We start from the raw sequence: 14798 nt of genomic DNA, 5'->3' as shown, positions 1-14798 counted from the left end.
TCACTTGCCCCGGTTGGGCGAAGAGATCGCGCGGTCGCTATCCGCACCGATGAAATCGATGACTTCAAGCGCCTGCGGGCAATCCAGATAGTCATTACGGTCGATGGCCGCCGCATTGCCTCGGATCGTGCCTTCGGCCTCGAAAATCGCCTTGTAGACACGCCTGACCTTGTGGATATCAGCACGGTCGATACCAGCGCGTGTCATGCCGACCACATTGAGCCCGCCGAGAATACCGGGATTGCCGTTCAGCATGCCATAGGGAATGACATCGTAATTGACCGCCGAAAGCCCGCCGATAAAGGCCTGACGACCGATGCGGGTGAATTGATGCACGGCGCAGCCACCGCCCAGAATGGCGCGATCCTCGATGGTGACATGGCCCGCCAGCATGACATTGTTGGACAGCACGATATGGCTGCCAAGGCGGCAATCATGCGCCACATGCGAATTGGCGAGGAAGAGATTATCGTCGCCGATAATCGTCTTGCTGCTGCCGTCGGAACTGCCGGCGTTCATCGTCACGCCTTCGCGCATGACGCAGCGCTCACCGATCTCGAGCGTCGTTTCCGAGCCATCGTGGCGAATAGCCTGCGGCGTACCGCCGATGACCGCCATGGGATGGATGACCGAACCACGGCCGATGACGGTCCGACCGGAAACAACGGCGTGATTGTGCAGCCGGACATCGTCATGCAACGTGACTTTCGCACCGACATAGCTCAGCGCACCGATGACGACATTTTCACCGATCACCGCGCCGTCTTCGATCACGGCCGTCGGGTGAATTCTGGCCGAGGCGGCAATCGTGCTCATTGCTGGTCCTCGGGGATCATCATGGCGCCAACATCGGCTTCCGCCACCAGCGCGCCATCCACCTTCGCCTCGCAATGGAATTTAAAGACATTACCGCGCTGGCGCTGCTTGACGACATGGATTTCCAGACGATCGCCGGGGATCACGGGCTTGCGGAAACGCGCATTGTCGATTGTCATGAAATAAACCAGGTGACCACCCTCGCCCTGGCTGCGAGCGCAGATCGCGCCTGCCGTCTGGGCCATGGCTTCGACGATCAGAACGCCCGGCATGATCGGCCGGTCCGGAAAATGGCCGGTGAAATGCGGTTCGTTGACCGTGACGTTCTTGATGCCGATCGCCGAGTTGTTACCATCGATCTCGATGATCTTGTCGATCAGCAAGAATGGGTAACGATGCGGCAGAAGCTTCATGACTTCCAGAATGTCAGCCGCGCCCAGCGCCGTCTTCGTTTCTTCAGTCATCGTTTTTTTCTCCTGTTTTTTTATCACGCCCTTCAGCGCGCGCCAGAATTTCGGCCATGTCGCGCAGGAAATATTTCATCGGACGCGCGGGCGTTCCGCCATAGCGCGCGCCTGCCGGCACGTCCGCGACCACACCGCTCATCGCGGCGATCTGCACGCCGTCGCCGATGTTGATATGGCCATTGATGCCTGCCGCGCCGCCAATCATCACACCGTCACCGATGCGGGTGCTGCCCGCAATGCCAACCTTGCTGACGATGCCGCAATGGCGGCCGATGCGGACGTTGTGGCCGATCTGGACCTGGTTGTCGATCTTGGTGCCTTCGCCGATAACGGTGTCATCCATGGTGCCGCGATCGATCGTGGTGTTGGCACCGATCTCGACATTGTCCTGAATGATGACCCGGCCGATCTGGACGATCTTCAGCATGCCGCGCGGACCGGGCGCATAACCGAAACCGTCCTGACCGATGCGGGCGCCGTTATGGATAATCACGTTGTTGCCGAGGAGAGAAGCAAGGATGCTCGCGCCACCGGCAATGGTGCAATCGCGCCCCACCTGCACATCGGGCCCGATGATGACGCCGGGACCAATCCGGGTACCAGCACCAATGTGGGCACCAGCGCCGATGACCGCGAGCGGCTCGACGATCACGCCCGCTTCCAGCTTCGCGGAAGGATCGACATGCGCGGCACTGGAAATTTCACCTTCCATCGGCGCAATCGTTGCGGGACGCATGGCGGCCGGATGCAGCAAGGCACCCACCTGCGCAAAAAGCGTATGCGGATTTTTCGATATCAGGGCCGGTATATGGGGCGGAAGCATATTCTTCAGCGCCACGTCGCAAATCACGGCGCCTGCCTCGCAAGTCAGCAATTCGTCGCGGTTCTTGCGGGAGAGAATATAGCAGAGCTGGTCGGGCTTTGCCCGATAGACCGGCGCGACGGACCTGATGATCCGCTCTCCCGCCGCATCTTCAGACAGTTCCGCCCCAAAACGGTCTGCGATATCTTTCAATCGCAGTCCCTCGTGGGGCGGAAAAAAGGCGTTGTATTCCATCAGCCGGAAACTCCAGAACGTTCAAAGTTGCAGTTCTGGACTGCCGATATCAGAAAGTGTTGGACATGCCAAACCGGAAACGCTGTTCCTCGTCGTAGTCTTCCTTGGCGATCGGAACGGCGTAGTCGACGCGGATCGGGCCGAAAGGCGACGCCCACATCACACCGATACCGGCGGATGCGCGGATGGAGTTGTCGTCCTTCACACCTGCACTGTTGGCGACCTTGTTGCCATACAGCGTACCGGCATCGACGAAGCCAGCCAGACGCAGACCGAAATCTTCGGGAACGCCAGGCATCGGGGCCGTGACTTCAGCGGAAGCAGCGAAGTAGGTCGTGCCGCCGATGGAGTCGTTGCCAATGCGCGGACCGATACCATCGTTCTTGAAGCCGCGAACCTGACGGCCGCCGAACTTGAACTGATCGAACACCAGCAGATTGTCGCCCGTCGGAACAACGTGACCCGCCTGACCGGTGATCGAGCCGATGACATCGTACTCGTCCGACAGCGTGTAGTAGAAGCGCGCCTTGGCGTAGATCTTGTAGTATTCGGAATCGCCGCCGAGGCCTGCAAATTCGTTCGTCAGGGCCGCCTGCCAGCCTTCACGCGGCATGTTGCGGTCGTCGAGCGTATTGTAGTTCAGCGTGTTCGAGATGATGGACTGTGTCCAGTCACCACCACGGATCAGAGCCTTATAGGGCTCGGCAAGATTGCTGCCGCTTTCCCAATCGCCCTCACCGTCGTAGTTCAGCTGCTTGTAGGTGTACTTAAACGTCGTCGAGAGGTCTTCGGTGATCGGCGCGGTCACACGCAGCGCGAAGCCTTGCTCGTCGTAGTCATAGTAGTCTTCGCTGCGGCTCTGGCTCTTGAACAGGTCGAAACCTGCGGCCAGACGGTAGCCAAGGAAATAAGGCTCGGTGAAGGACAGCGTGTAGCTGCGCGCATCATCTTCGCCAGCACCGGCGGCGAGACGGATGTACTGGCCGCGACCGAGGAAGTTCTTCTCTTCGATGGATGCTTCGAGCAGCACGCCGTCGTTCTGAGAGTAACCCGCACCGATACCGAACGAACCGGTCGACTGATCCTCAACGTCGACAACGATCACGACGCGGTCAGGCGCGCTGCCGCCGGCGGTCGAGATGTTGACCTTCGAGAAGTAACCGAGCGCCTCAAGGCGGCGCTTTGCCGCAGTGATGACGGTCTGGTTGAAAGCATCGCCTTCGGAAATATCGAATTCGCGACGAATGACATAGTCACGCGTACGGGTGTTGCCGCGGATTTCGATACGCTCGACATAGGCGCGTTCGCCCTGGTCGACGATATAGGTCACGCCGATGGTGTTGCCGGCCATGTCGCGGTCGCCGCGCGGCGTTACGCGGGCGAAAGGATAACCTTCGCCGGCAACGCGCTTGGAAATCGCTTCCATGCTCTGCTGAACTTCCTTGGCGCTGTAGCTCGCGCCTTGGCGGGTTTCAACGAGGCCCTGCAATTCAGAACCATCAACACCCGGAACGGTCGATTCGACGGCAACGTTACCGAAGTCGTACTTCTTGCCTTCATCCACCGTGATGGAGATGGTGTATTCGTTCTTGGACTCGTCCAGCACAGCATCGGACGACACGACCCGGAAGTCGGCATAACCGCGGTTGTAATAGAACTGGCGCAGCGCCTCTTCGTCGGCGCGCAGCTTGTCCTCGTTGTAGACGTCCTTGCGCGTCAGGAACGACAGCATGTTGGACTTCTTGGTATTGATGACGGCAGCCAGACGGCCATCGCTATAGGCATTGTTGCCGACGAAATCGATGCGACCGATCTTCGTGCGCTCACCTTCGTTGATAACGAAAGCGATGTTCACGCGACCCTGACCGACAGACACTGTCTGGGTGGTGACTTCGACGTCGCTGCGGCCGATCGCGGCATAGGCTTCCTTGATGCGCGCAATATCGGCGGTCACAATTGCCTGATTGAACGGGCCGAGCGACTGGGTCTGCACGATTCCGGCGAGCTTGTCGTCCTTGATCTTGCGGTTGCCGTTGAAGACCACCTGGTTGACGAGCTGGTTTTCATTGACGGTCACGACCAGCGTGCTGCCGGAAACGCGCATGGAGACATTCGAGAAGTAACCGGTAGCGTAAAGACGCTTTACCGATTCATCGATGTCCGAATTGGAAAAGTTCTTACCCGGCGCAATGGTGATGTTGGAACGCACGGAGTCCGCGCCGGACCTCTCAGCCCCGCGAACATCGATCTTGCTGATAACAGCTGCATTTGCCGCACCAGCAGAGGCAAGCACGCCAAGGCCCGCAACCGAAGAAACACCAGCAGACAGCGCAACCGCCGACACAGCGTTCAAAAATCTTGAACCAGCCTTCATTTCAATTCTTACCTTTTTACGTTGTCCCTCAGCGGGCGGAACCCGACTCCGGCCATGTGCGTCGTTTTACCTGCTTTTCCCCTACAAGCAAGTCAGAACGTTAAATTCTGTTTACTTCGTGATCCAGAGTGGCTCATTCGCCACTTCGGCATAAAAACAGGGTAAACAAGCTGCTAACAAAACCGTTAAAACACTATCTTCAGCCGATCAAGCTGCTGATATCATTCCATGTTGCAAAAACCATAAGACCCAAAATCATCATCATGCCAATACGGAAAGCCACTTCCTGCGCAGCGGCGCCAAGCGGCCTGCCGCGAATGGCCTCGATTGCGTAAAACACCAGATGCCCACCATCCAGAACCGGTACAGGCATCAGATTGAGAAGACCGATCGACACGGAAAGAACGGCGGCAAGCTGGATGACGGCCGAAATTCCAAGCGTCGCCATCTGGCCGGACGCCTGCGCTACCCTGACAGGGCCGCCGAGCTGATCGGCATTCATACGGCCGGTCACAAGATTGCCGATATAGTTGAAGGTGCCGGTAATGACGTGACCCGTTTCGCGAACACCCTCGACCAGCGCCTGGGACGGCGAATATTCGATGTGGCGGAAATTGCCGCTGCTCTGGTCGGTGACAATGCCGATAATGCCCATTTCCAGCTTGTTGCCGAACTGGTCGGTGGTTTCGGTTCGGGTCGGAACCATCGGTAGCTTCAGTTCTTCGCCCGCTCTTTCCACCGTTACGGTGATAGGCGTGCCCGGCCGGATGCCGACATAACGGCGGACATCCTCGAAGGTCATCATTTTTTCACCGTCAATCGCCAGCAGCCGGTCACCGGCGCGCACGCCCGCTGTCGCGGCGGCACTGTTTTCACGCACCTCCGCCACAACCGGATCGGCGATCATCCGGCCATAAACACCGAACAGCACCGCGAAGATGAGGATGGCGAGAATGAAGTTGGCAATCGGGCCGGCGGCAACCGTTGCAGCCCTCTTCCAGAGCTTGGCGCCGGAAAGCGTCTGCGCCCTCTCCTCCAGCGACATATGCGACAGGCCGGAACTATCGGGCTTGCTGGCTGCATCTTCGTCGCCGAAGAACTTCACGTAGCCGCCAAGCGGGATAGCGGAAATCTTCCAGCGTGTACCGCGTCGGTCGGTATAGCCGATCAGTTCCGGGCCGAAACCGATGGAAAAAGCTGTGGAGCGTATGCCGCTCCAGCGGCCGACGAGGTAATGGCCCATTTCATGGACAAAAACGAGCAGGGAAAGTACCAGAATGAAGGGCACGATATAGCCGGTCAGAAAGCCGGTTGCCGCCATTACTGTGTTCATGACAATCTGCCCTTTATTTCATGACCTTTCGCGCCGCTTAAAAGCCCGGTAACAGACCGCCACCCGATCCGGGTACGTCGCCGGTTGCCGCTGCATGCACGAAAGCGATGAGGAATACCGTAAAGCAGGCGAAAACAAGACCATCGACCCGATCCATGAAACCGCCATGGCCGGGAATGAGATGGCTGGAATCCTTGACCTGAAACCGCCGCTTCACGAAGGATTCAAAAAGATCGCCGATCTGGCTGAATATGGAGAGGATGAGAGCGAGGCCCAGCACAAGCAGGCTGATCCTGCCATGATAGGCGAGCGATACCGCCCCGCCCCCGATCAGTGCCGCCACTGCACCGCCGACAGCGCCCGACCACGTCTTGCCTGGCGAGATCGCCGGCGCGAGCTTAGGCCCGCCAATGGCGCGCCCGACAAAATAAGCCAGGATATCCGTCGACCAGACGACAGCGAAAATAAACAGGATGGAGACGAAACCGGTCAGCTCGTCACCACGAATCGCGGCAAGCGATATGCCACTGAGACCGGCGTAGACGATGCCGCCCACTAGCCACCAGTTCCTGCCGCGCAAAACGGGGAAAAGCGCCGCCGTCAGGGTAAAGCCAGACAGCAGCGGCAGATCAAGCGACGGCTCGCCGAATATCGTATTGCCGGCGATGACCGCGACCGCAAACCAGCCCCAGGCATTGCCGGTGGGATTGGTCTCAGACAGGCGGGTGATCTTTGACCATTCATAATAGATGAGAATCGCCAGAAGGCCGGCCACGATGCGGAACAGAATGCCGCCATACCAGGTCGCGACCAATATGGCGGCCGCCATGACAATTGCGGACACGATCCGCAGTCTGAGTTCACGGCTCATCAGGCGCCTGCCACGGCAACCGGCTCGGCGATTGCGCCGAAGCGGCGGTCACGCGTTGCATATTGCTCGATTGCGGAAAAGAACAGCTGCCGGTCGAAATCGGGCCAATATTCAGGAATGAAAAGGAACTCGGAATAAGCCGCCTGCCAGAGCAGGAAGTTCGACAGACGCTCCTCACCGCTGGTGCGGATGATCAGATCGGGATCCGGTATTCCGGACGTATCCAGTCTCGCCGAAATCATCTCCGACGTGATCGATGCCGCATCCAGCCGGCCTTCGGCGACATCGCGGGCGATCGCCATTGTCGCGCGGGTAATCTCGTCGCGGCTGCCATAGTTGAAGGCAATCACCAGCGTCAGCTTGGTGTTATCAGCCGTCATCTGTTCGGCTTCTTCGAGAAGGCTGCGGATGTCGTTCCTCAACCCCTCGCGGTCGCCGATGATCCGAACACGGACGTTTTCGCGATGCAGTTCCGCAAGGTCGCGCCGGATGAAAGCCTTCAGCAGGCCCATCAGGTCGCTCACCTCGGATTCCGGCCTGCGCCAGTTTTCTGACGAAAAGGCGAAGAGGGTGAGATAACGGATACCGCATTCACCCGCTGCACGCACGGTTTCGCGCACCGCCTCCACCCCGCGGCGATGCCCCATCACGCGCGGAAGACCGCGCTGTTTTGCCCAGCGTCCATTGCCATCCATGATGATGGCGACGTGCTCGGGTATGGAGGAACGTGTCGTCGTCGGCATATCGATCCAGTAACAGGCAGTGCGGAATTAAAACGAATAAAATACAGGTCTATCGCAAGCGATATCAGACCTGCATGATTTCCTTTTCCTTCTCGCCAAGCAAGCGGTCAATTTCCGAAATCGTGTCGTCGGTCATTTTCTGGACCTTTTCGGACTGTCCACGGCTTTCGTCCTGACCGATGTCACCGTCCTTTTCGGCTTTTTTCAGACCATCCATGCCATCACGACGCACATGGCGAATCGCCACCTTGGACTTTTCGGCATAATCATGGGCTACCTTGACGAGCGATTTGCGGCGCTCCTCGTTGAGCTCGGGCAGCGGAATTCTGAGGTTCTGGCCATCAACGATCGGGTTGAGGCCGAGATTGGATTCGCGGATCGCGCGATCGACGGCATTGACCATCGACTTGTCCCAGATGTTGACGCCGAGCATGCGCGGCTCCGGTACGGTGATGTTCGCGACCTGATTGAGCGGCACGCGCGAGCCATAGGCCTCGATGGTTACCGGATCGAGAATGTTGGCCGAAGCACGGCCGGTGCGCAGCGATGCGATATCGCTCTTGAACGCATTGATGGCGCCATCCATGCGGCGCTTGATATCGTTGAGGTCAATACCACTCATCTAGATACTCCATCTCTGTCGGCCTTTCCGGCCGGAATTCGCCCCAGGGGACGGCATCTTTTCTTGATTACTTGTCGTGCACGATGGTCTTGCGGCCACCGCCGGTCAATATCTGCGCGAAACCGCCCTTCTCATGGATCGAGAAAACGATGATCGGGATGTGGTTTTCGCGGGCAAGTGCGACAGCCGCGATATCCATGACCGCGAGACCCTTGCCGAGCACTTCGCTATGGGTCAGCTCGTCGAAGCGGGTGGCTGCCGGATCCTTCTTCGGATCGGCTGAATAGATGCCATCCACCTGGGTGCCCTTGAAGATGGCCTCGGCGCCCATTTCCGCGGCGCGCAGCGCAGCGGCGGAATCGGTGGTGAAGAAGGGATTGCCCGTGCCGCCGGCAAAAATCACCACGCGACCCTGTGCGAGGTGGTGAAGTGCTGCGCGCTGCGAGAAGCTCTCGCAGATTTCAGGCATGGCGATTGCAGACAGAACGACGGTATCGATGCTGAGCTTGCGCAGCGACGTCGCGAGCGCCAGCGCGTTGATGACGGTCGCCAGCATGCCCATATGGTCGCCGGTGACACGGTCGCCGCCCTTGGAGGCCACGGCGACGCCGCGGAAAATATTGCCGCCGCCGACGACAACGCCGACTTCAACGCCCATCGCCCTTGCTTCAGCGATATCGGAGGCGATCCGGTCGGCCACCGCCACATCGATACCGAAACCCTGATCGCCCATGAGGGCTTCGCCGGAAGCCTTGAGAAGAACACGTTTGTAGATCGGCTTGGAAGACATCATGACTCCTCGGAAATGTAACCGAAACGCGGATACACGAAGGGCACCGCGTTGTCACGCGATGCCCTCCCGTTTTCCCAAGATTGGGTAAATATAATCAGCCCTTGGCGACGGCAGCGACTTCAGCTGCGAAATCGCTTTCTTCCTTTTCAACGCCTTCGCCGAGCAGCAGGCGAACCATGCCCGTTACCTCGATCGCCGCGCCGGCTTCCTTTTCGGCTTCCTTGATGGCAGCGCCGACGGTCAGGTCCGGGTTGATGACGAAAGCCTGCGACAGAAGGGCGACTTCCTCGAAGAACTTGCGCATGCGGCCATCAACCATCTTTTCGATGATGGCTTCCGGCTTGCCAGATTCGCGGGCCTGTTCGATGAAGACGTTACGCTCGCGCTCAGCAACGGCGGCGTCGACTTCTTCAGCGCGGATGGCGAGCGGGTTGGTCGCAGCAATGTGCATGGCAACCTGGCGGCCGATCGAGTTCAGGACAGCCTTGTCGCCAACCGACTTCAGGGCAACGAGAACACCGAGCTTGCCGATGCCGTCGCCGGCAGCATTGTGGATGTAGGTCGCGACAACGCCGTGCTCGACTTCGAGCGCAGCCGAACGGCGCAGCGTCATGTTTTCGCCGATGGTGGCAATCGCGTCCTTGATGCTGTCTGCAACGGACTTGCCGGTTGCCGGATAGGTGGCAGCGGAAACAGCGTCAACGGTGCCGTTGGTGGTGAGGGCAACCTGGGCGATACCGCGGATGAGATCCTGGAACGCATCGTTACGGGCAACGAAGTCGGTCTCGGAGTTGAGTTCGACAACAACAGCCTTGTGACCCATGGTGGCGACGCCGATCAGACCTTCGGCAGCCGTACGGCCGGACTTCTTGTCGGCCTTTGCGATGCCCTTGGCGCGCAGCCAGTCGATCGCCGCTTCCATGTCGCCATTGGTTTCAGCAAGAGCCTTCTTGCAGTCCATCATGCCTGCGCCGGATTTCTCGCGCAGTTCCTTCACCATTGCGGCTGTGATTTCGGTCATTGTTTGCCTCTTATCGGTTCGATCGGTCAGCCGGCTGAATTTGCCGTGCCGAATTTCTGGGTGATGAGTGTACCCGGCCGCACACCCTTTGAAACCGGAGAGGATTTCAGGAAAGGGGTATGCGCATTCCCAAGTGCTGCGGCGTCTCCATACATCGAAATGATGGGTGCCGCCGAAGTGTGACAGCGTTATGAAGACTGCTTTCCGTTTCAACCACATCAGACGCCGACAGCTTCGTAAAAACCGAGACGGAGCGGTATGAAACGAACAAGGCCGTCAACCCATTGAAGGTCTTTGACGGCCTTGTCATATCCTGGTCGAGGAGACGGCGATCAAGAAATCGCCGCCAGACAGGGCCTAAATCAGGCGCCAGCCTCGTCTTCGAGAGCGGGCTCGATCGGAGCTTCTTCAGCAGCGCCGATGTCGCGGCCGGAAGCGCCCTGCTGACGTGCGATACCGTCGATGGCAGCGCGGGCGATCAGGTCGCAATAGAGCGAGATGGCGCGCGAAGCATCGTCGTTACCCGGGATCGGGAAGTCGATGTGGTCCGGGTCGCAGTTGCTGTCGATGATCGCAACGACCGGAATGCCAAGACGCTTGGCTTCTTCGATCGCGATCTTTTCCTTGTTGGTGTCGATGATGAACATCAGGTCCGGAACGCCACCCATATCGCGGATACCGCCGAGAGCCTTTTCAAGCTTTTCGCGTTCGCGCTCGAGGTTCAGGCGTTCCTTCTTGGAGTAGCCGGAAGCTTCCGAGTTCAGGATCTCGTCGACCTTGCGCAGGCGCTGGATCGAGTTGGAGATGGTCTTCCAGTTGGTCATCATGCCGCCGAGCCAGCGGGAGTTGACGTAGTACTGGGCCGAACGCTTTGCGCTGTCGGCGATGATTTCGGACGCCTGGCGCTTGGTGCCGACGAACAGAACGCGGCCGCCACGTGCAACGGTGTCGGACACGACCTGAAGGGCGCGCGACAGCATCGGAACGGTCTGAGCCAGGTCGATGATGTGGATGTTGTTACGGTCGCCGAAGATGTACGGCTTCATCTTCGGGTTCCAGCGGTGCGTCTGGTGGCCGAAGTGAACACCAGCTTCCAGAAGCTGGCGCATAGAAAAATCGGGCAATGCCATGCCTTGTTACTCCTTTTCCGGTTTAACCCCCGCGAAGCGAACAGCACCGATTTTCATCGATACCACCGGGCGGAACGGACCGGATTTCTCCCGGAACATCCCAAGCTTCGCGTGTGGAATGGTGAGCCGCATACAGTCGCCCGCGTGAAAATGCAAGCATTTATGCGAAAAAACCGCAGAAACAGCCGCCTTTCAGCGGACAGGCTTGTTTTCGCAGGTTTCGGGCTTGAGAATATCGAGCTTCGCAAGCTTTCCCGTCAGAACGAAATCGCCGTAATCCATCGTCAGGTCGCGGGTGATTCCGTTTTCATAGAGCTTGAACGACATGCGGTAGATCGGCAGCGCGTCCGTACCCGTCTTGTCGTTGTAATAAGCGATGGTCACCGGCCAGAATGCAGCCTTGGCGAAATCGCCCGCCTTGCCGGCCTCGGCATCGCCGTCCTTCGGCATCTGCGACTTGCCGACCAGCGTGGAGGTGATCAGGCTTTCGTCGCCATCATCCGAACCGTCGAAAATGCGGGATTCGAAGATGCGTTTTCCCTGTTTGGCATGTTCGATGACCTGGAACATGTGTTCCGTGGGAAATTCGCTGGCGACGAGACTGACCTGGCGGGCATCAGGCCTCGTCAAATCGACCTTCACGCCGTCGGTGCCGTCGATTGCCGCCCCCTGCACTTCCTTGTCCAGCTTGTCGTCGGTGTAGGACTTGGTCTCGAAGGTGAACTTCTTCGCGGCCAGATCCTCGAAGGTGGTGGTCTGCTGGTCGGTCATGCGAACAGCATCGCCGGTGTTGATCTGCGTCACGAAGCGGAAATCCGTCTTGTAACCCTGACAGGCCGAGCCGGTGAATTCATAGACCATGCGGCCAGTCATGCCCTCGATGCCGGAGCGGTCGGACGCATCCTTGAGTTCGAGATCATAAACTGCGCGGTGCGCGACGAGGTCCGGAACCGCCACCGGCAAGGCATTGGCGGCGTTTGACAGGCCGGTCATAAGCCCTGTTGCGGCAACGAAACCAAGCGTCCTGACAAACATGCAATATCTCCTGTTGGAAGAGCCGCTCATATTGTACAAGCAACCGCCCGGCTTTTGGATCAACATCTTCTGAATGCCGGATTCTTGAAGGATTTACAACAAAACCGGAGACGAAAATGTCTGATGTCATCGAAGGCCGCCTCAAGGAACTTGGCTTTACGCTTCCCGTAGCCGCAGCACCAGCCGCAAACTACGTTCCCTTCACCATCAGCGGCAATCTGCTTTATGTATCGGGTCAACTGCCGATGGAATCAGGCAAGATTGCGGTGACCGGCCTTGTTGGCCGCGATGTAGACGTGCCAGGCGCCCAACGCGCCGCCGAACTTTGCGCCGTCAACATTCTCGCACAGGTCAAGGCCGCGTTGAATGGCGACCTCTCGAAAATCCGCCGCGTCATCAAGCTGAATGGCTTCGTCGCCTCGGTTCCGGAATTCGTCGAACAGCATCTCGTCATCAACGGCGCCTCCAATCTTCTCGCCAATGTTCTCGGCGATGCCGGCAAGCATGCCCGCGCCGCTGTTGGCATGGCCTGCCTGCCCTTCAATGCCGCCGTCGAGATCGACGCCATCGTGGAAATCGAAGCATGACCCTTAAACTCTCCTGGCTGACGGCCGAACCCGTCGCCCATCGCGGTTATCATGACCTCAACAAGGCCGTCTGGGAAAATACGCTTTCGGCATTTTCCCGCGCCATCGAGGCCGGTTTCGCCATCGAATGCGACGTGCAGCTGGCGGCCGACAGTGTGCCGGTGATTTTTCACGACCACGACATGGCCCGGCTGACGGGCATCAAGGGCGACGTGCGTGAACGCACCTCCGGTGAACTGTCGCTCCTTTCCGTCGGCCAGACGAAAGATCGCGTTCCGACGCTGAAGCAGCTTCTGGCGCTCTGCGCCGGCAAGGTACCGCTGGTGATCGAGCTGAAAGGCCGTGAGGGCGAAGGCGTCGACGACGGTTTTGCCGAGGCGGTGCTGGAAGACCTCGAGGGCTATAAGGGCCATGTGGCGCTGATGAGCTTCGACCACCATCTGCTGAAGGATCTGAAGGCGGCCGGCTCGCCCTGGCCACTGGGTCTCACCGCCGAAGGCAACAAGCCGGAAGACTTCTTCAAACATGACGAAGCGATGCAGCTGGGTCTCGATTTCATCTCCTATCATTGGGGTCACCTGCCCAACAGCTTCATCGAGGCGCAAAGAAAACTTGGCCTTCCGGTGATTACCTGGACAGTCAGGGATGAAAATGCGCGCGAGACTACCTATAAATATGCGGACCAGATGACATTCGAAGGTTTCGACCCGAGAGAGAACCCGTCCGCCACGGCATGACAGAAGACTATTCCATCAGTATCGCGCAATCCTTTGGGGATATCGATCCGGAAAGCTGGAAACGGCTTTCCGGAACGTCGCGCAATACATCAGGAAAATATTACAACCCATTTATTTCCCACGAATTTTTATCCTCCATGGAGGATTCCGGATCGGCGACTGCCAAGACCGGCTGGCTCGGACACCATCTGCTTCTCGAAAACGCGTCCGGCGGGCTGGTTGGGGCAATACCTGCCTATCTGAAGAACCACAGCAAGGGCGAATATGTCTTCGACCATGGCTGGGCGGATGCTTTTGAACGGGCCGGCGGGCATTATTACCCGAAACTGCAATGTTCAGTGCCCTTCACACCGGCAACCGGTCCACGGCTGCTCGTTTCGGAAAACGGAGACGAGACACGCTTCAAGGCGTTACTGGCCTCCGGTCTCGCGCAGGTGACTGAGAAGATCGGCGTCTCCTCGGCACATGTCACATTTCTGGAAGAAAGCGATCTTTCCGCCCTTCTGCCGCGCGATTTCCTGCACAGGACCGACCAGCAGTTTCATTTCATCAATGACGGTTATCGCGACCACGGTGATTTTCTCGACGCCCTTTCTTCGCGCAAGCGCAAGGGGCTGAAGAAAGAACGCCGTGCGGCGCTGGAAAACGGCATCGAGATCGACTGCCTGACCGGAAGCGACCTGACCGAGGATATCTGGGACCAGTTTTTCGCCTTCTACATGGATACCGGCGGCCGCAAATGGGGCCGGCCCTATCTGACGCGGGAGTTTTATTCGCTGATCGGCGAGCGTATGGCCGATGATGTGCTGCTGGTGATGGCGAAACGCGACGGGCGCTATATTGCCGGCGCGATCAATTTCATCGGCTCGGATGCGCTTTATGGCCGCCACTGGGGCTGCATCGAGGATCATCCCTTCCTGCATTTCGAGGTCTGTTACCATCAGGCGATCGATTTCGCGCTCTCCAGGGGATTGAAACGGGTGGAAGCGGGCGCGCAGGGCGAGCACAAGCTGGCGCGTGGCTACACGCCTGTCACCACTCATTCGGCGCATTTCATCGTCCATCCGGGCCTGCGCCGCGCCATTGCCGATTATCTTCAGCGCGAGCGCGAGGAAGTCGAGCATATCGGCGATTATCTTGATGAACACACGCCCTTCCGCAAGGGCGAGAGACAGGAACAGGAACCGGACGCATAGTCCGCGATGAGGAGAT

At 58.5% G+C, this 14798-nt stretch carries 15 protein-coding genes; 3 read left to right on the top strand and 12 right to left on the bottom strand.

Annotation, left to right across the window (positions count from 1 at the left end; all coding sequences use genetic code 11):
- The 12 genes from lpxA to AGR13A_RS06505 all read right to left on the bottom strand — a co-directional run bounded on the left by lpxA (nucleotide 1) and on the right by AGR13A_RS06505 (nucleotide 12262).
- The gene (lpxA, locus tag AGR13A_RS06560; protein ID WP_080834279.1) at nucleotides 1-816 is read right to left on the bottom strand and encodes an acyl-ACP--UDP-N-acetylglucosamine O-acyltransferase; all 816 of its coding nucleotides are present in this window, start codon (nucleotides 814-816) and stop codon (nucleotides 1-3) included.
- Nucleotides 813-1280 (bottom strand): 3-hydroxyacyl-ACP dehydratase FabZ, encoded by a 468-nt coding sequence (gene fabZ, locus AGR13A_RS06555; RefSeq protein ID WP_003521400.1) that lies wholly within the window; start codon nucleotides 1278-1280, stop codon nucleotides 813-815. The genes lpxA and fabZ overlap by 4 nt, the downstream gene beginning before the upstream one ends.
- Nucleotides 1273-2340 (bottom strand): UDP-3-O-(3-hydroxymyristoyl)glucosamine N-acyltransferase, encoded by a 1068-nt coding sequence (lpxD, locus tag AGR13A_RS06550; protein ID WP_080834277.1) that lies wholly within the window; start codon nucleotides 2338-2340, stop codon nucleotides 1273-1275. Before lpxD ends, fabZ begins: the two co-directional genes overlap by 8 nt.
- A gap of 49 nt (nucleotides 2341-2389) precedes the next feature.
- Nucleotides 2390-4714: an outer membrane protein assembly factor BamA gene (gene bamA / locus AGR13A_RS06545; RefSeq protein ID WP_035217504.1), complete on the bottom strand. Its 2325-nt coding sequence runs from the start codon at nucleotides 4712-4714 to the stop codon at nucleotides 2390-2392.
- 199 nt (nucleotides 4715-4913) lie between these two features.
- Complete coding sequence (rseP, locus tag AGR13A_RS06540) at nucleotides 4914-6035, bottom strand: RIP metalloprotease RseP (RefSeq protein ID WP_167377525.1); 1122 nt, start codon at nucleotides 6033-6035, stop codon at nucleotides 4914-4916.
- A 49-nt stretch (nucleotides 6036-6084) separates the two neighbouring features.
- A complete protein-coding gene (locus AGR13A_RS06535; RefSeq protein WP_035217507.1) occupies nucleotides 6085-6918 on the bottom strand; it encodes a phosphatidate cytidylyltransferase in 834 nt (277 codons plus the stop codon).
- Complete coding sequence (locus AGR13A_RS06530; protein WP_035217508.1) at nucleotides 6918-7661, bottom strand: isoprenyl transferase; 744 nt, start codon at nucleotides 7659-7661, stop codon at nucleotides 6918-6920. The genes AGR13A_RS06535 and AGR13A_RS06530 overlap by 1 nt, the downstream gene beginning before the upstream one ends.
- A 64-nt stretch (nucleotides 7662-7725) precedes the next feature.
- Nucleotides 7726-8283, bottom strand: a complete 558-nt coding sequence (gene frr, locus AGR13A_RS06525) for a ribosome recycling factor (protein WP_003496224.1) — start codon at nucleotides 8281-8283, stop codon at nucleotides 7726-7728.
- 67 nt (nucleotides 8284-8350) lie between these two features.
- Nucleotides 8351-9073, bottom strand: a complete 723-nt coding sequence (pyrH, locus tag AGR13A_RS06520) for a UMP kinase (protein ID WP_035218853.1) — start codon at nucleotides 9071-9073, stop codon at nucleotides 8351-8353.
- Nucleotides 9074-9170: 97 nt separating this feature from the next.
- Nucleotides 9171-10097, bottom strand: a complete 927-nt coding sequence (gene tsf, locus AGR13A_RS06515; protein WP_080834272.1) for a translation elongation factor Ts — start codon at nucleotides 10095-10097, stop codon at nucleotides 9171-9173.
- A 362-nt stretch (nucleotides 10098-10459) separates the two neighbouring features.
- Entirely contained in the window at nucleotides 10460-11227 is a 768-nt protein-coding gene (gene rpsB, locus AGR13A_RS06510) for a 30S ribosomal protein S2 (RefSeq protein ID WP_035217513.1), read from the bottom strand.
- Nucleotides 11228-11419: 192 nt separating this feature from the next.
- Entirely contained in the window at nucleotides 11420-12262 is an 843-nt protein-coding gene (locus AGR13A_RS06505) for a cell envelope integrity EipB family protein (protein WP_080834270.1), read from the bottom strand.
- A 116-nt stretch (nucleotides 12263-12378) separates the two neighbouring features.
- On the opposite strand from AGR13A_RS06505, the gene AGR13A_RS06500 reads away from it, so the two are divergent.
- The 3 genes from AGR13A_RS06500 to AGR13A_RS06490 are packed head-to-tail and all read left to right on the top strand — an operon-like array spanning nucleotide 12379 to nucleotide 14782.
- Nucleotides 12379-12849: a RidA family protein gene (locus AGR13A_RS06500; protein WP_080834267.1), complete on the top strand. Its 471-nt coding sequence runs from the start codon at nucleotides 12379-12381 to the stop codon at nucleotides 12847-12849.
- A complete protein-coding gene (locus tag AGR13A_RS06495; RefSeq protein ID WP_035217520.1) occupies nucleotides 12846-13586 on the top strand; it encodes a glycerophosphodiester phosphodiesterase in 741 nt (246 codons plus the stop codon). The genes AGR13A_RS06500 and AGR13A_RS06495 overlap by 4 nt, the downstream gene beginning before the upstream one ends.
- On the top strand, nucleotides 13583-14782 hold the full coding sequence (locus tag AGR13A_RS06490) for a GNAT family N-acetyltransferase (protein ID WP_080834266.1): 1200 nt from the start codon (nucleotides 13583-13585) through the stop codon (nucleotides 14780-14782). Before AGR13A_RS06495 ends, AGR13A_RS06490 begins: the two co-directional genes overlap by 4 nt.
- Nucleotides 14783-14798 lie beyond the last annotated feature (16 nt).

The organism is Agrobacterium genomosp. 13 str. CFBP 6927 (genome assembly GCA_900012615.1).
Lineage (GTDB): Bacteria > Pseudomonadota > Alphaproteobacteria > Rhizobiales > Rhizobiaceae > Agrobacterium.
Note: the sequence above shows the minus strand (reverse complement) of the source record. Positions and strands in the feature narration are given on the sequence as shown.